15 protein-coding genes and 1 pseudogene are annotated in these 15,109 nt (G+C 70.3%); 9 read left to right on the top strand and 7 right to left on the bottom strand.

The window, feature by feature from the left end; genetic code table 11:
• Positions 1–21: 21 nt before the first annotated feature.
• From ACFPIH_RS48940 to ACFPIH_RS48925, 4 genes are read left to right on the top strand one after another with little or no spacing between them, the layout of a single operon-like run.
• Complete coding sequence (locus ACFPIH_RS48940) at positions 22–990, top strand: ABC transporter substrate-binding protein (protein WP_381185666.1); 969 nt, start codon at positions 22–24, stop codon at positions 988–990.
• Complete coding sequence (locus ACFPIH_RS48935; RefSeq protein WP_381185669.1) at positions 987–1,760, top strand: ABC transporter permease; 774 nt, start codon at positions 987–989, stop codon at positions 1,758–1,760. Before ACFPIH_RS48940 ends, ACFPIH_RS48935 begins: the two co-directional genes overlap by 4 nt.
• A complete protein-coding gene (locus ACFPIH_RS48930; RefSeq protein WP_381185671.1) occupies positions 1,757–2,536 on the top strand; it encodes an ABC transporter permease in 780 nt (259 codons plus the stop codon). The genes ACFPIH_RS48935 and ACFPIH_RS48930 overlap by 4 nt, the downstream gene beginning before the upstream one ends.
• A gap of 20 nt (positions 2,537–2,556) precedes the next feature.
• Positions 2,557–3,390: an ABC transporter ATP-binding protein gene (locus ACFPIH_RS48925; RefSeq protein ID WP_381185674.1), complete on the top strand. Its 834-nt coding sequence runs from the start codon at positions 2,557–2,559 to the stop codon at positions 3,388–3,390.
• On the opposite strand, the pseudogene ACFPIH_RS48920 reads toward ACFPIH_RS48925, so the two are convergent.
• Positions 3,362–3,701 (bottom strand): annotated as a pseudogene (locus ACFPIH_RS48920) (discoidin domain-containing protein); the annotation flags it as partial. The gene ACFPIH_RS48925 and the pseudogene ACFPIH_RS48920 sit on opposite strands and share 29 nt — an antisense overlap.
• A gap of 75 nt (positions 3,702–3,776) precedes the next feature.
• Positions 3,777–4,445, bottom strand: a complete 669-nt coding sequence (locus ACFPIH_RS48915; RefSeq protein WP_381185676.1) for an MmyB family transcriptional regulator — start codon at positions 4,443–4,445, stop codon at positions 3,777–3,779.
• A 230-nt stretch (positions 4,446–4,675) separates the two neighbouring features.
• Here ACFPIH_RS48915 and ACFPIH_RS48910 point away from each other — a divergent pair, with 230 nt between their 5' ends.
• On the top strand, positions 4,676–5,326 hold the full coding sequence (locus ACFPIH_RS48910; RefSeq protein ID WP_381185679.1) for a helix-turn-helix domain-containing protein: 651 nt from the start codon (positions 4,676–4,678) through the stop codon (positions 5,324–5,326).
• Between the two features lie 32 nt (positions 5,327–5,358).
• The gene (locus ACFPIH_RS48905) at positions 5,359–5,886 is read left to right on the top strand and encodes a toxin-antitoxin system, toxin component (RefSeq protein WP_381185682.1); all 528 of its coding nucleotides are present in this window, start codon (positions 5,359–5,361) and stop codon (positions 5,884–5,886) included.
• 22 nt (positions 5,887–5,908) lie between these two features.
• Here the strand turns inward: ACFPIH_RS48905 and ACFPIH_RS48900 are convergent, their stop codons facing one another.
• The gene (locus tag ACFPIH_RS48900) at positions 5,909–6,937 is read right to left on the bottom strand and encodes an alpha/beta fold hydrolase (RefSeq protein WP_381185684.1); all 1,029 of its coding nucleotides are present in this window, start codon (positions 6,935–6,937) and stop codon (positions 5,909–5,911) included.
• A gap of 240 nt (positions 6,938–7,177) precedes the next feature.
• Here ACFPIH_RS48900 and ACFPIH_RS48895 point away from each other — a divergent pair, with 240 nt between their 5' ends.
• The gene (locus ACFPIH_RS48895; protein ID WP_381185687.1) at positions 7,178–7,426 is read left to right on the top strand and encodes a hypothetical protein; all 249 of its coding nucleotides are present in this window, start codon (positions 7,178–7,180) and stop codon (positions 7,424–7,426) included.
• A 24-nt stretch (positions 7,427–7,450) separates the two neighbouring features.
• Here ACFPIH_RS48895 and ACFPIH_RS48890 read toward each other — a convergent pair whose 3' ends face one another.
• Positions 7,451–8,140 (bottom strand): 4'-phosphopantetheinyl transferase family protein, encoded by a 690-nt coding sequence (locus ACFPIH_RS48890; RefSeq protein WP_381185690.1) that lies wholly within the window; start codon positions 8,138–8,140, stop codon positions 7,451–7,453.
• Positions 8,137–9,039, bottom strand: a complete 903-nt coding sequence (locus ACFPIH_RS48885; RefSeq protein WP_381185692.1) for a metallophosphoesterase family protein — start codon at positions 9,037–9,039, stop codon at positions 8,137–8,139. The genes ACFPIH_RS48890 and ACFPIH_RS48885 overlap by 4 nt, the downstream gene beginning before the upstream one ends.
• Positions 9,040–9,362: 323 nt before the next feature.
• Between ACFPIH_RS48885 and ACFPIH_RS48880 the strand changes: the two genes are divergently transcribed.
• Both ACFPIH_RS48880 and ACFPIH_RS48875 read left to right on the top strand, forming a co-directional pair.
• Complete coding sequence (locus tag ACFPIH_RS48880; protein WP_381185695.1) at positions 9,363–10,514, top strand: ATP-grasp domain-containing protein; 1,152 nt, start codon at positions 9,363–9,365, stop codon at positions 10,512–10,514.
• A gap of 140 nt (positions 10,515–10,654) precedes the next feature.
• Entirely contained in the window at positions 10,655–12,346 is a 1,692-nt protein-coding gene (locus ACFPIH_RS48875; protein ID WP_381185697.1) for a carbohydrate binding domain-containing protein, read from the top strand.
• 390 nt (positions 12,347–12,736) lie between these two features.
• Here the strand turns inward: ACFPIH_RS48875 and ACFPIH_RS48870 are convergent, their stop codons facing one another.
• On the bottom strand, positions 12,737–13,570 hold the full coding sequence (locus tag ACFPIH_RS48870; RefSeq protein ID WP_381185769.1) for a sulfotransferase family protein: 834 nt from the start codon (positions 13,568–13,570) through the stop codon (positions 12,737–12,739).
• A gap of 267 nt (positions 13,571–13,837) precedes the next feature.
• Positions 13,838–15,088 (bottom strand): alpha-L-fucosidase, encoded by a 1,251-nt coding sequence (locus ACFPIH_RS48865; RefSeq protein WP_381185700.1) that lies wholly within the window; start codon positions 15,086–15,088, stop codon positions 13,838–13,840.
• Between the last annotated feature and the right edge of the window lie 21 nt (positions 15,089–15,109).

Here is a 15,109-nt window from a genome sequence, read left to right as displayed (position 1 = left end):
TGTCTCTGCACAGGGGGAGCCATGCGTCGTCTGCTCGCCGGTCTCGCGGCCGGTACCTTCCTGCTCGCCACCGCGGCCTGTGGTTCGTCCGACGACTCCGGTGCGTCCGGGGGCAGTTCGTCCGGGGGCACCACGACCGTCAAACTCGGCCTCATCCCCATCGTCGACGTCGCGCCCGTCTATCTCGGCGTCAAACAGGGGTTCTACGAGAAGCACGGTCTGAAGCTGTCGATCACCACCGCGCAGGGCGGCGCGGCGATCGTGCCGGGCGTGGTCAGCGGCCAGTTCCAGTTCGGCTTCAGCAACATGACGTCCTTGATGGTCGCCCGGTCCAACACGATTCCGGTGAAGGCCGTTTCGAACGGCATCGCATCAACGGGCGTGCAGGGCAAGGACTTCGGGGCCGTCACGGTGAAGAAGGGCAGCCCGCTCAAGTCCGCCAAGGACCTGGAGGGCAAGAAGGTCGCCATCAACACCCTGAAGAACATCAACGAGACCGCGGTGCGCGAGTCGGTGCGCAAGGCGGGCGGCGACCCCGAAAAGGTGCAGTTCGTGGAGCTGGCCTTCGACCAGATGCCGGCCGCCCTGGACAGCGGTCAGATCGACGCGGCGATGGTGGTCGAGCCGGCCCTCGCCACCGTCAAGAGCCAGGGCGGCGTGGAGATCGCCTCACCGCTGGTCGACGTGGCCCCGAACCTGACCGTCGCCATGTACTTCACCTCGACGCAGTACGAGCAGCAACACCCGGACGTGGTGAAGAAGTTCCAGGAGGCCACGGCCGAGTCCCTCGCCTACGCCGACTCCCACCCCGACGAGGTCCGGCAGATCGTCACCACGTACACCAAGATCCCGGAGTCGGTACTGGCACAGGTGACGCTCCCCAAGTGGCCCGCCGAGGCGAACCGTTCGTCCATCGAGGCGCTGGAGAAGCTCGGCGAGCAGGACAAGCTGTTCAAGGCGGCGCCGGACCTGGACAAGCTGCTCCCGTGAGAGGCGGCAACGTCGCACTCGGTGCGGCCGGGCTCGCGGCCTTCCTCGCCCTGGGCGAGGCGGTGCCGCGGCTCGGCCTGGTCAAGGAGGCGTACTTCCCGCCGACGAGCCGCATCTTCGGCGCTCTCGGCGACGAACTCGCCGACTCCGCCTTCTGGTTGGCCCTCGGGGACACCCTCACCGGCTGGGCGCTCGGACTGGCGATCGCCGTCGGCGCCGGAGTCGTGGCGGGCGTGGTGGTCTCCGTCGTGCCCCACCTGCGCGAGGCCACGGCCTCGACCATCGAATTCCTGCGCCCGATCCCGTCCGTCGCCCTGATCCCGCTCGCGGTCCTGCTCTACGGCACCGAACTGCGCTCGGTCCTCCTGCTGGTCGTCTACGCCGCCTTCTGGCAGGTCCTCATCCAGGTCCTGTACGGCATCCAGGACGTCGACCCGGTCGCCGAGGAGACCGCCCGCTCGTACGGGCTCGGCCCCTGGGCGCGCGTCCGGTACGTGCTCTGGCCGACCGCGCTGCCGTACGTCATGACGGGCGTACGGCTCGCGGCGGCCGTCGCGCTGATCCTGACCATCACCGCCGAACTCGTCATCGGCGCACCGGGGTTGGGCGCGCGCATCGCGGTCGCGCAGACCTCGCAGGCGGTGCCGGAGATGTACGCGCTGATCGTGGTCACCGGAGTGCTCGGGCTGATCGTCAACGTGGGCGCCCGCACGGTGGAGCGGTCGGCGCTGGCCTGGCACCAGTCGGTGCGCGGGGAGGTGGCGGTGTGAACCGGCTGCTCCTGCGACTGCTGTTCACGGTCGCGCTGCCCGCCGTACTGGTCACGGTGTGGTGGCTGGCGTCGGACGGCAGCACGAACCCGTTCTGGCCGCCGCTGCGCACCATCCTGAAGGCGTTTCCCGACGTGTGGACGCCCGAGCGGCTGCGCACGGACGTACGGCCCAGCGTGGTACGCCTCGCGGCCGGTTACGCCACCGCCGCCGTCGTCGGGATCGCGCTGGGCACGGTCATCGGGTCGTACCGGCGGGTGCGGGCGGTGTGCGAACCGGTTCTGGAGTTCCTGCGGGCGGTGCCGCCGCCCGTGCTGGTACCGGTGATCATGCTGTTCGCGGGCATCGGCGACACCATGAAGGTCGTCGTCATCGCGAGCGGCTGTGTGTGGCCGGTCCTGCTCAACACGGTCGAGGGCGTGCGGGCCGTGGACCCCGTACAGGCGGAGACAGCCCGCTCGTACGGCATCACGGGCGTCGCCCGGCTGCGCGCGGTCGTCCTGCCGTCCGCGAGTCCGCAGATCTTCGCGGGCCTGCGCCAGGCGCTGTCGATCGGGATCATCCTGATGGTGATCAGCGAGATGTTCGCCGCGAGCAACGGGCTCGGCTTCACCATCGTGCAGTTCCAACGGGGCTTCGCCATCGCCGACATGTGGACCGGGATCCTGGTGCTCGGTCTGCTCGGTTTCGTCCTGTCGGTCCTCTTCCAGGTGGTCGAGCGGCGGGTGCTCGGCTGGTACCACGGTCTGCGCGCCGCCACCCGGCGGTCCCCGTGAGCCTCGCGAAAGGGCGGTCCATGCCCGTGCTTCTTGACGTGTCCGGTCTGCGGAAGGTCTACGAGGGGTCCGGCCGCCGGGTCGAAGCGGTGCGCGACCTGACCTTCACGGTCGACTCCGGTGAACTCGTCTGTCTCGTCGGCCCGTCGGGCTGCGGCAAGACGACCCTGCTGAAGTGCATGGGCGGGCTGCTCGCCCCGACCTCCGGCGAAGTGCTGCTGGCGGGACGGAAGGTGACCGGTCCACCGCCCGGTATGGCGTTCGTGTTCCAGGAGTACGGACGCAGCCTCTTTCCCTGGATGCGGGTGGGCGCGAACGTCGAACTTCCCTTGAAACAGAAGGGGTTGACGAAGACCCGACGACGTGAGCTGGTGGCGGACGCGCTGGCGTCGGTCGGACTGGCGGACGCCGCCGGTGCGTATCCCTGGCAGCTGTCGGGCGGGATGCAGCAGCGGGTGGCCATCGCTCGGGCGCTGGCCTACGAGCCTCAGGTCCTGTTGATGGACGAGCCGTTCGCGGCGGTGGACGCGCAGACCCGCGCCGATCTGGAGGACCTCGTGCGGGGGCTGTGGCGGGAGCGGGGGATCACCATCCTGTTCGTCACGCACGACATCGACGAGGCCGTCTACCTGGGTGAGCGGGTGGTCGTCCTGTCCGCCTCCCCCACCGTCGTACGGGAGCAGCTCAAGGTCGATCTCCCGGCGGAGCGCGACCAGTTGCACACCCGGGTGGCCCCGCGCTTCGCCGAGCTGCGTACTCATGTGTACGAGCAGATCCAGGCGGCGAAACGAGGGACACCTCAGGACGCGGTCCCGGTGGACCTGCTCAAGACGGATACGCCTCCACTTCGCTGAACCGGCCCGCCGGCCGACCGGAGTTGGCGGTGACGGTCAGCCGCAGACACCGGAGGCCGGTGCTCGCGGGCAGGGTGACGGTGGCCGTGCTGCCGGTGGCCGGGTCGAAGCGGTAGCCGACGGCGCCCACGACGGTGGAGCAGGCCGCGGCACCGACGGCGCAGTTGCGGGTGCGGTCGGGGCCGGGTCACCCTGACCGGGCTGCGGCCAGGTCGAGCAGTCGCCGTCGGTGAGCATGGATGTGCCGGAGCTCGCCAGGTAGGACAGCTGTAGACCCCGGCCGCGCCCACACCGGTGGCCCTGACATTCTTCGAACCGACCTCCACCAGCCCACCTCCCCACCGACCGGGGCGCCGTCGGCGACCTGAACGCCGACGGTGCCCGGGTCAGGCCTGGGGCGCGGGCACCACGCTGAGGTGGCTCGCGGTGCGCCGCGGGATGCGGGCCCTTCGGGGTGCCGGCGCGGGGCGCGGCGTGCGCAGGACCAGCGTCAGCCGGGTGTACCCCAGGCCTCGCAGGGTCCTCGGGGTCTCGCCGACGATACGGCATTCGGTGGCGCCCCGGCGCGGGTCGGGGTGGTGGAGCGGGCGGACGGCTCCGTCGTGCTCGACGGCATCCTCGCCGACCGCGCGGATCCAGTGCGGCAGCCCCTGCCGGTAGGCGGCTTCCATGATCGGGTCCTGGGCGATCTCCCGGCGGATGGCCTGCAGCGCCGGGTCGTGGCCGTGGCGTTCCACGGCGGCGGCGAAGCAGGCGAGCATGGGCAGGCACCAGCTGGACTCGTGGTCGCCGAGGACGGCCGCCGCGTCGGGATGGAAGAGGACGAACCGCAGGAAGTTGTCGCCCGGGAGAGCCGTCGGATGCGGGCTGACGTCACGGAAAAGTGACGCGAAAGCGGTGTTGGCGAGGACCACGTCCCAGCGGTGGTCGACGACGACGGACGGGAAGGTGACAGCCTCCAAGTAGGTGGCGTAGTCCTGGAGATACGCCTGGGCCTCGGGATCCTCGGGGACGGGCCGCGGTACGGACCGCTGCCCACCTGCCTGAAACGCCATCGGGAGGTCACCCCTCTTGCCGGTGCCGCCTTCACGCGGCGCCCCGATCCTGCTGCCCGGACGCGAGAGGTGTCAACTATCGTGGCATTCCATGCTCGTTGACGGCTGAAATTGGCCACAGTTGTGGCGAGACCTGGATGTGAGTTCGAAAGACCCGCTACTCTCCACGCAGTTCACGGGGGATCGCCTGTGCCTGTGAGAGGGACGTGAGAGACGTAGGAGACCTGCCGGTGTCGGATGGCTTCGAGGTTCCGGGCGCCGTGGCGACGGTGCTGCTGTCGGCCGTCGTCACCCGTGTCGCCGCACTCGCCGACCGGCTCGGCGTGCCGCACGCGGAGGTCTTCGACACCCGGCGGCTGTCCGTCGCCTGCGGTGTCCCGGAGTCCGTGGTCAAGGCCCTGCTCAGCGGCCGGCCGGCGGGCGAGCCCGATGTGCAGGCCCGGTTCCTGCAGCGCCTCGACCTGCTGCGCCGCACCCGGCTGAAGCCGAACGGACGCAAGTACACCCAGCAGGAGATCGCCGACGGCGCGGGCATGTCGCGGCAGCAGGCGGGTGCCCTGATCAACGGCGACCGCCGCCCCACGATGGAGCACTGCGACGCGATCCAGCGCTTCTTCCGGGTGCACGCCGGCTTCCTCACGGCGGAGGATCCCGAGGCGCTCGCGGGCGTTCTGCAGCACACCGAGCAGGAGTTGCTGCAGAAGCTCGCCGCGCGGGAGGCCGCCGCGGCGGCCGAGGACCCGCTGGAGCGGCTGTTGCAGGACCACGGCGTACGCGGGATCGCGTGGCGGGCGGCGCAACTGCCCACCGACCAGCACCGGGACAAGGTCGCCGAGTGGCTGGACATGCTCCTGGAGAGCGTGAAGCGGCCCGAGTCGTGAGCCGGGGGAGAACTGTGGGCATCGCCAGGGAAATGCGCCGTCTCAGCGGCGAACTCGTCAGCGAACTGCGGCTGTCGGCCCCCGCCGTGCCGGCCGACCTGTACAACGCCCTGTGCGACGGGATGAGCAGACGGCGCGGTCGGCCCGTCCACTTCCGTATGGCCCCCTTCCCGGCCGACACGGCGAGCGGGCTGTGGCTCGACATGACGGACCAGGACCTGGTCGTCATCGAGGAACGCACCGCACCCGACCACCAGTTGGTGATCCTGGGCCACGAGCTGTGGCACATGAACGCGGGCCACTGCGGCCGGCATGTCGACGGCGCCTCGGTCGCGGCCCGGCTGCTCAGTGACGGGGCGGACCTGCGGGCGACGGTCCGCAGGGTCGCCGCGCGCACCCGCTTCGACCTGACCGACGAGAAGGAGGCCGAGAGCTTCGGCCTGCTGCTGGCGAGCAAGTGCCGTACCCTGCTGGCCGGTTCGTCGCCGCGCGGGCTCGGCCGGGATCATGTGGCGGGCCGGATCGGGGCGTCCCTGGGATACCTGGGCCCGCAGAACTGATCTGTCCGGTACGGCGGTCAGGTCAGGTCGCGCTGCGTTCGCTCGCCTCCCGGAGTTCCTGCCCGGCCCCGTCCGGCATGTCCGGGTGTGTTCCGGGGCGGCCCTCGCGCAGGAGTTCGCGCCAGTGGTCGCGGCTCCAGTCGGCGGGAGCGGTGGTGCTGGTGAACTCCTCGACCAGGGACCGGAATCGGGCGGGGTCGCTGTGGAACGGGAAGTGTCCGGCGCCCTCGAAGATCTCCAGCCGGCTGCCCGGCATCGCCTCGTGGGCGCCGTAGGCGTGCCGTACCGGCACCACGCTGTCCCGGTCGCCCCACAACAGCATGGTGGGCATGCCGGCGGTCAGATAGCAGCGGTCGAGCATGGTGACGACCTGCCCGCGCCAGTCGACGACCGCGCGCAGGGTACGGATGAAGGCGTTGCGCGACGTCTCGTCGGGCAGGGCGTCGACGAGGTTGAGCAAGTCCGGTGCATCCTGGCCCAGATCGGTGTCCAGGAGTTTCATCAGGCTTACCACGAGGCCTACTTGGAGCCGCATACCCGGCAACCGGAGTGCGGAGAGCGCCAGATGGGCGCCGGGCAGCGAGACGAGCCGCAGGGCCGGGTTGACCTCGCGGCCGACGCCCCCGGCGCTGACCAGGATGAGCCGCTCGGTGCGCTCGGGGAACTGGTAGGCGAACTGCATCGCCACTCCCCCGCCGAGCGAGTGTCCGACCAGGGTCGCGGACTCGATGCCCAGGGTGGTGAGCAGGTCGCGCACCCCGTTGGCGTACGCGGCGACCGAGTAGTCGGCCCGGGGTTTGTCGGAGGCGCCGTGGCCGAGCAGGTCGGGGGCGACGACGGTGTGGGTGCGGGCGAGGTCGGGGATCAGCCGGCCCCAGGTGGCCGAGGAGTCCCCGATGCCATGGATGAGGACCAGCGCCGGACCCTCGCCCGCCATCCGGAAGGCGCGCCGGTAGCCGTGCACCGTCCGGTACCGCAGGGCCAGCTCCGAGTCGCCCACCGGGCGCAGCCGTGCGGCGTGCGCCGGGCGCGCGTAGGGGACGTCGACCATCGGCTCGCCTCCCGTGCTCCTGGCCGTCGGCGATCGGCCGAAAGCCCTTCACACCAGCGTAGAGACCGTTTTCCCCGCTGGATTTCGGAGAGGTTTCACGTCCGCTAAGCGGGCGAACGGACGGCCGCCGGGACCCGATTGTCAGTGGGGGACGGCAAGCTGGGAGGTGCGCCGTCCTGACGCGGCGCACGCGCCGCCTCGGCGCGGGGGAGAAGACGCCGACACGGGGAGAGCCGACCGATGCCCACTGCCGTCCTGACCGACCGTGAGCGCACCGCCGTCCAGGCCTATCTGCGCCTGCTGCACACGGTGCGGGCCGCCTTCGGCGAGGAGAGTGACGACTCCTCGGGTCCGCCGCGCGACCGGCGGCCGAGGATGGTCCCGCCCGCCGTGCTCGCCGAGGCGGAGCGGGCCCTGGCGGAGGCGGGGCTCGCGGGCAACGAGGAGGAGTTCTTCAGACTGCTGCACAGCTGGTGCCCCACACCGTGACCTTGCCGCGGCCGTCGCCGGGCCTCACGCGTGGTGGACGCTGACCGACGTCGCCACCAGGCCCCTGCGCACCGTCCAGGTGCCCTCGAAGTGCCCCAGCCGGTGGCCGTCGACCACCGGCCCGGGGACCAGCAGGCGCGCCCGGAAGGTGCCGTACGGCTGTCCCGCGGTCCCGGCCGGGAGGTCGATGTCGGCCTCGCTGAAGTCCAGCCACTTCCGGGTGAGGGGGAACCACGCCTTGTAGACGGACTCCTTCGCGCTGAACAGCAGCCGGTCCCAGTGCACCTCGGGCCGGTCCGCGGCCAGGCGGCGCAGCCGCTCCTCCTCTGCGGGCAGGGCGACGGCGGACAGCACGCCCTCGGGGAGCGGTTCGTGGGGTTCGGCGTCGATGCCGACGGAGGCCAGGTCTGCGGCGCGTACCAGGGCGGCTGCCGCGTAGCCGTCGCAGTGGGTCATGCTGCCGGCCAGGCCTTCCGGCCAGCCGGGCGCGCCGCGTTCGCCGGGCAGCACGGGCTGCGGGGGCACGCCGAGCTTCTCCATGGCGCGCCGCGCGCAGGCGCGTACGACCGTGAACTCACGGCGTCGTTTGGCGACCGAGCGGGCCACCAGCGCCTCCTCCTCGGGGTACAGGGGCGCGTCCCCGAACTCGCGCACCCCCTCCGCACCGAATGCCTCGACGCACACCACGGACTCCGGCAGCAGCTCCTCGATCACCGGGGCTCGCCCTCCGTCGACACGTTCGGCTGCTCCTGCTGCTCCTGCTTCGGCTCGCTCGGCAGGATGCGGCGCAGGCGGCCCGGGGGCTGCGACCGGGTGCGCCATTCACGCGGGTAGCCCACCGACACCTCCTCGAAGCGGACGCCTTCGTGCCAGGTGGTGCGGGGGATGTGGAGATGGCCGTAGACCATGGTGGCGACGCGGAAGCGGCGGTGCCAGTCCGCGGTCAGCGAGGTGCCGCACCACATGGCGAACTCGGGGTGCCACAGGACGTCCATCGGGTGGCGGTGCAGCGGGTAGTGGTTGACGGGGACGACCGGCAGGTCCTCGGGCAGCTCGGCGAGCCGGCGCTCGGTCTCGGCGACGCGGGCGTGGCACCAGGCCTCGCGGGACGGGTAGGGGTCGGGGTGCAGCAGGTACTCGTCATTGCACACAATGCCGGTCCCGTGCGCGTACGCCAGCCCCTCCTCCTTGGTCGCGCAGCCGGCGGGCAGGAACGAGTAGTCGTACAGGAGGAAGAGCGGCGCCACGGCCACCGGGCCGCCGGGGCCCTCCCACACCGGGTAGGGGTCCTCCGGCGTGATCACGCCCAGATCGCGGCAGACGTCGACGAGGTGTTCGTAGCGCGCGACGCCACGCAGGGTGACGGAATCGGAGGGGTGGGTCCACAGTTCGTGATTGCCGGGGGCCCAGACGACCTTGCGGAAACGGCTCGCGAGGGTCTTCAGCGCCCAGCGGATGTCCGCCACGTTCTCCGAGACATCCCCCGCGACCAGCAGCCAGTCGTCGTCCGTCTCCGGGGCCATGCGCTCGACCAGGGCGCGGTTCTCGGGATAGCCGATGTGAAGATCACTGATGGCCAGCAGCTGTCCGGCACCACCGGCCGTCGAGGTCACCCCGCGCCTCCGTTCCCGAGTTGTCCAAGGTCACCACGACAGCACATTCGGGGGCACGGGACAAGGCCACACCCCGTGGTCACGGACGGCCTCCCTACGGCTACCGGGCGGTCACTTCCTTACCGGACGGCATGACATTGGTGAACAAGATCAGAAAATCCGTAACACGGGCGTTGCACGCGGCACCCCTGGGAAGCCGTATGATCGCCCCAACACCACCGCCATGAACGCCCCTTCAGCAGGGCGGTTTGGTGTCCCTCCAATCCCCCTGCCCGGGCCGGGCCTGCTTCGCCCTGCCCGCGAACCGTGAAAGGCGGCCTCGCATGGTCTCTCGCGTACGCGTCTGGCTCAACCGCACGTACGCGGAGAACGTGTTTTTCATGGATCAGCTGCGACGAAATCCGAGCGATCGCGCCGTCGAGATCCATGCGACGCACGGTGACGCCGACTCGCCCGTGCTGGCCGCCGCCGACACCGCCGACCTGGAGCCGGAGGGCCTGTCCCCCGCCGCGTACGTCGAGTACGCCCTGGACCAGTGCCGCCGCCGGAACATCGACGTGTTCGTGCCCCGTCTGCAGCAGGCGGAGATCGTGGCGCACCGCGCCGACTTCGAGGCGGCCGGTACGGCGCTGCTGGCGCCGACGCCCGAGGCCGTGGCCGTGTTCGAGGACAAGGTTGTCGCCTACGAGGCGGTCCAGGCCATCGGGGTACCCGTGCCGCCGTGGTACCGGGTGCGCACGGCGGACGAACTCGTCGCCGCCGTCGAGGAGTTGGAGGAGGCCGGACACCGGGCCTGCTTCAAGCCGGCGTCCGGCGCGGGCGGGGTGGGCTTCCGCGTGATCACGCGCTCCCCCTTCTCGCTCATGCACCTCAGCGGCTTCCCGACCCCGTACGTCCAACTGGACCTGGTCGTGGACGCGCTGCGGCGGGCCGAGGGCACCGAAGAGACCGTGGACTGGCTGGTGATGCCCCGTCTGGAGCAGCCGGAGGTGTCCGTGGACTGCCTCACCGGCCCCGACAACCGTCTGCGCATGGCCATCGGCCGCACCAAGGACGGCCGCCGCCGGGGCTTCACGCTGCACGAGCAGTGGCTGGAGCCGGCCCGGCGCATCGCCGAGGGCTTCGGACTGCACTACCTGTCCAACGTCCAGTTCCGTATGTTCGGCGACCAGCCGGTCCTGATGGACGTCAACACCCGTCCGGCGGGCGGGCTGCACCAGCTGTCCCTGTGCGGGGTCAACGCCCCTTGGGCCGCTGTGCAGTTGGCGCTCGGCGAGGACCCGGGCGAGGTCGTACCGCCGTTCCTGGGACAGGACTACACGGTGGTGTCGGGACCGCGTCCGCTGCGGGCGTCGTCGGTTCCGCCGCAGCGCGTGGAGGAGACCGCCGAGCCGCTGCTGTCGGCCGTTCCGGCACCCGTCGAGTCCGTCGAGGTGAGCCACACCGGGGCCACGGCACAGGCGCTGCCGCTCTAGACCTCCCACCCTTCACCCTTCACCGGTATGGACCAATCCCGCCGCGAGTCTTGACACGTGGATTGGTCCATACCAACTTGGTTGCGCACCCCCATGCATTCCCTGCACTCCCGAACACCCCACCTCTTCAGGGAGATCGCGTGCGCACCACTTTCCTACGGCGTTCCAGGCGCCGTCTGTTCGCCCTGCTCGGAACCGCCGCACTCGCCGTCGCCGGGGCGGTCGCCCTGCCCGGCACCGCCGAGGCCGCCAACGTCCTCACCAACCCCGGCTTCGAGTCGGGCGGTCTCTCCCCCTGGTCCTGCACCGGCAGCCTCGGCTCCGTCGTCTCCTCGCCCGTGCACGGCGGCTCCAAGGCCCTCGCGGGCGCCGTGAGTTCGAGTGACAACGCCAAGTGCAGCCAGACGGTGTCCGTCCAGCCGAATACCGCATACACGCTGAGCGGCTGGGTGCGCGGCAGCTACGTCTACCTCGGCGTCGACGGCGGCGCCTCCACATGGACGTCGTCGCCGTCGGCGTACAGCCAGTTGCAGGTGTCCTTCACCACGGGCGCCTCGCAGACGAGCGCCACCGTCTACGTGCACGGCTGGTACGCGCAGGGCACCTACTACGCCGACGACGTCGGCCTGGACGGGCCGGGCGGCGGGGGCGGCGGCTCGGACACCCAGGCACCGAGCACGCCGTCGGGGCTGACCTCCACCGGCAAGACCTCCTCCAGTGTCTCGCTGTCCTGGAACACGTCGTCGGACAACGTCGGGGTGACGGCGTACGACATCTACAGCGGGTCCGCACGGGTGTTGAGTGTCTCCGGCACCTCCGCGACCGTCAGCGGGCTCTCGCCCAGCACGAGTTACTCCTTCACGGTGAAGGCGCGCGACGCCGCCGGGAACACCTCCGGCGCGTCCAACCAGGTGTCGGTCACGACCAACGCGGGCAGCGGGGGCGGGAGTTCGTTCAAGCAGGCCGCGCCCTACCTGTACGAGGGCTGGGGCGATCCGCCGAGCGTGTCCACGGTGATGAGCGCGACCGGCATCAAGTGGTTCACGATGGCGTTCATGCTGGACGGCGGCGGCTGCAACCCGATGTGGGACAGCACCCGGCCGCTCACCGGCGGAGTCGACCAGAGCGTCATCAACCAGGTCCGCTCGGCGGGCGGTGACATCGTGCCGTCGTTCGGCGGCTGGCAGGGCAGCAAACTGGGCGCCAACTGCTCCTCCGCGAGCGCCCTCGCCGGCGCGCTGCAGAAGGTGATCGACGCCTACTCGCTCAAGGCGATCGACATGGACATCGAGAACACGGACGAGTTCGAGAACGAGGCCGTGCAGGCGAGGATCCTCACCGCGCTGAAGACCGTGAAGGCCAACAACCCCGGTCTGAAGACCATCGTCACCTTCGGCACCTCGACGACCGGTCCGACGTACTACGGCAACCGCCTCATCGAGCAGGCCAAGTCGCTGGGCGCCGACATCGACGTCTTCACCATCATGCCGTTCGACTTCGGCGGCGGCTCGGACATGTACGGCAACACCGTGAACGCCACGGAGGGGCTGAAGACCAAGCTGAAGTCCACCTTCGGCTGGGACGACGCCACCGCCTACTCCCACATCGGCATCTCCGGCATGAACGGCCTGTCCGACCAGCAGGAGAACACCACCCCGGCGATCTGGACCCAGATCCGAGACTGGTCCAACTCCCACCACATCGCCCGGCTCGCCTACTGGGCCGTCAACCGCGACCGGCCCTGCCCCGGCGGCGGCGTGGTCAGCAACTGCTCCGGCATCAGCCAGAGCACCTGGCAGTTCACCTCCATCACGGCGGGCTTCACCGGCTGAGCCGACGGTCCCGTCACACTTCCCCGGATCCCGCTCCAGGATCCGGGGAAGTTTTTTTTCGTGAGAGGTGTATCAGGGCGCGAGGTGCGGGTTCTTAAGGGTGTAACCGTGAAGGCCCACCGGGGACGACGGGGGAACGTGAGGGACCTGGTGGGCCGCCGCGGGAGCACTGCGGTTCAGAGTTCATGACTCTCGGGCCATGACTCATGGGGAAGCACCGGGATCCACGGGGGAAGCGCACGGGGGCCCAACGGGGGAAAGCACGGGGGAAGTACGGGGGAAGCACCAAGCCCCGGGAACCAATGGGGGATTCCCGGGGGCACGGGGGTTCCGGGCGGGCGGCCGCTGTCACGGGGAGCGGCCGCCCGCTCGACCCATGTCCGGGCACCCTCACCCCGTGGTGTAACCCCAGGCGCGGGCGATCTCGTGCAGACGCGGCGGGAGTTCGAGGGCCGGGTCGGCCGTGCGGGCCGGCTGGATACGGCCGGACTTGATGGTGCCCGACCAGTCGCCCAGCTGGGGACGGAACTTACCGTGGTCGCGGCGGCCGTACTCGAGCATGGCGGGCTCCCACGGCACCCCGACGTACTCGCACAGACCGCGGGTGACCCGCTCCGGCTCGGCCGTGAGCTCCTCGTAGGTGACGATGTGCGCGTTGTCGAGGCTCTGCCGGGCCTCCTCCAACTTCTCGGCGTAGCCCAGGACTTCGGCGCGGATGGCCTCGTGGTCGGGATCCTTGCGGCGGTCGGTGAGAGAGGCGATCACCGCGCCCGGGTGGCGCAGCAGCAGGACGTACCTGGCGCCCGGCCAACATCGGTGCAGGCGTGGCCAGATGAGGGTGTTCGGGGGCGTCTTGTCGACGATGACGTCCTTGCCGCTGCGCGCGAGCTCCAGGTGCAGCACCCGGTCCCAGAGCATGTGCTCCAGTTCGGTGCGGTCGAGTTCGAGCGCCTTCATGGCCGCGGCGGTGAAGTCACGGCTGAGCCGCACGTGCAGGGTGCGCAGATGCATCTCGTGCGGGGCGCGGACCTGGCTGTGGCTGTTGAGGATCACCCGCAGCAGGGTGGATCCGGAGCGCACCGAGGAGAGCACGAAGACCGGGGACTCCACCAGTCGCGGCGTCGGAGACGCGGTGTACGAGGCCGCGGCGGCCGGGGGCTGTGCCCTGCGCGGGGAGGGCACGGCGTTCAGGGTGCGCAGCGGCGGGCTCACCGCCTCCCTCATCAGCCTCCCCCGCCGCTTCAGCCCCTTGCCGATCGCTGTTATGCGCGGTTCTGTCACCGTGACACCTCTCTCTTGCGCCTTGCGCCCGCATCCCAGGCGCCCGGAGCGAACTTCAGGTGTCGCGCAGATGAACCACCATGGCCGCGGAACGCCGAATTCCGCCCCTGGCCTGGCCTCTTACCCCTTTCTTAATTGTTCATATGAGGTGCCTGAGTGTGTGATAAGCGTGACGGCGGTTCGGGGTGCGTACGGGGTCGGCGCGAGGCCTCAGAATCGGCCCGCACCCCGGTAGAGCTCCAGCTCACCGTCCAGTTCCAGGGCGAGCACCGTGGCGTGCGGGTCGAGGTCCGCCGCGGCCGGCGGGTCGATCCATGTCACACCGACCGCCTCGTGCAGCCCGCCCACCACACGGTGGCCGAGTTCGGTCCCCGAACCGAGGACGGTGACCCTGCGCACCGGCGTCACCAGGCCCCGTACACCGATCTGGGCGCGCGGCACGTCGAACAGGACGAGGTAGAGGGTACGGCCGTCCGCGGAGAGGGTGCTGGGCCCGTAGTGATGCCCGGCCGGGAGTCCCCGCACCGTCCCGTACACCGCGTCGGCGTGCTTGCGGATCCACTTCCCCAGGCCTTCGAGACGCTCGACCTGCGGCTCGGGGATGGTGCCGTCCTCCATCGGGCCGACGTCGAGCAGCAGGTTGCCCCCGCCGCCGATCGTCTCCGTGAAGTAACGGATCAGCTGGTCCAGCGACTTGTGGTTGTGGTCGTGGTGCTGATAACCCCACGAGTCGTTGATGGTGAGGCACAACTCCCAGGGACCGTCGGGCGGTTCGATGGGCGCGCCCTGCTCGGGCGTTGCGTAGTCGCCCTCGCTGAGCATGCGTGCGTTGAACACGACGTGCGGCGAGTACGAGCGGATCAGCGCGGCCAGTTCGGGGATGCGCCACTGCTCCTCGCTGCGGTCCCACTCGCCGTCGAACCACATCAGGTCGGGCCGGTAGCGGGAGGCCAACTCCCGGATCTGGCCGTCCCGGTAGGCGATGAACCGCTCCCAGGCCTGAAGGTCCTCGTCCTCGGCGGAGCACTCGGAGTAGCGGTTGTCCTCCTGCTCCGGCGGCCGGCCGGGCTTGCGGGTGCTGGCGTAGTCGGGGTGGTTCCAGTCGGAGTGCGAGTAGTACAGGCCGACCTTCAAGCCCTTCTCACGCAGGGCGTCGGCGTAGCCGGTGAGGTAGTCGTGGCCCAGGTTGAGGTCGCCGTGGGCGGTGTCCCACAGGGCCACACCGTCGTGGTGACGGCTCGTCAGTACGGCGTACTTGGCCCCGGCTCGTTCGAACAGGTCGGCCCAGGCCCTCGGGTCGTACTTGGCGCCGGTGAAGCGGTCGAGCTGGGACATGTACTGGTCGTGCGGGACGATGTCGTCGTAGAACGACCAGGACTCCTGGACGCCGTCGACGGCGTAGATCCCCCAGTGGACGAAGATCCCCAACTTGGCGTCGGTGAACCAGGGTTGCATGGGCACGGCTGAACTCCTCGGCGAGGC

The sequence above is a fragment of the Streptomyces vulcanius genome, from assembly GCF_042653945.1.
Lineage (GTDB): Bacteria > Actinomycetota > Actinomycetes > Streptomycetales > Streptomycetaceae > Streptomyces > Streptomyces mangrovi.
The sequence above is the reverse complement of the archived record's forward strand: the minus strand, read 5'-3'. Positions and strand labels throughout refer to the sequence as shown.

What these genes read in the sequence shown, in the direction of transcription:
- ACFPIH_RS48940 (WP_381185666.1), top strand. Translation starts at nt 22, where the DNA reads ATGCGTCGTCTGCTCGCCGGTCTCGCGGCCGGTACCTTCCTGCTCGCC.
- ACFPIH_RS48925 (WP_381185674.1), top strand. Translation starts at nt 2,557, where the DNA reads ATGCCCGTGCTTCTTGACGTGTCCGGTCTGCGGAAGGTCTACGAGGGG.
- ACFPIH_RS48915 (WP_381185676.1), bottom strand. Translation starts at nt 4,445, where the DNA reads ATGGCGTTTCAGGCAGGTGGGCAGCGGTCCGTACCGCGGCCCGTCCCC.
- ACFPIH_RS48905 (WP_381185682.1), top strand. Translation starts at nt 5,359, where the DNA reads ATGCGCCGTCTCAGCGGCGAACTCGTCAGCGAACTGCGGCTGTCGGCC.
- ACFPIH_RS48900 (WP_381185684.1), bottom strand. Translation starts at nt 6,937, where the DNA reads ATGGTCGACGTCCCCTACGCGCGCCCGGCGCACGCCGCACGGCTGCGC.
- ACFPIH_RS48895 (WP_381185687.1), top strand. Translation starts at nt 7,178, where the DNA reads ATGCCCACTGCCGTCCTGACCGACCGTGAGCGCACCGCCGTCCAGGCC.
- ACFPIH_RS48880 (WP_381185695.1), top strand. Translation starts at nt 9,363, where the DNA reads ATGGTCTCTCGCGTACGCGTCTGGCTCAACCGCACGTACGCGGAGAAC.
- ACFPIH_RS48870 (WP_381185769.1), bottom strand. Translation starts at nt 13,570, where the DNA reads ATGAGGGAGGCGGTGAGCCCGCCGCTGCGCACCCTGAACGCCGTGCCC.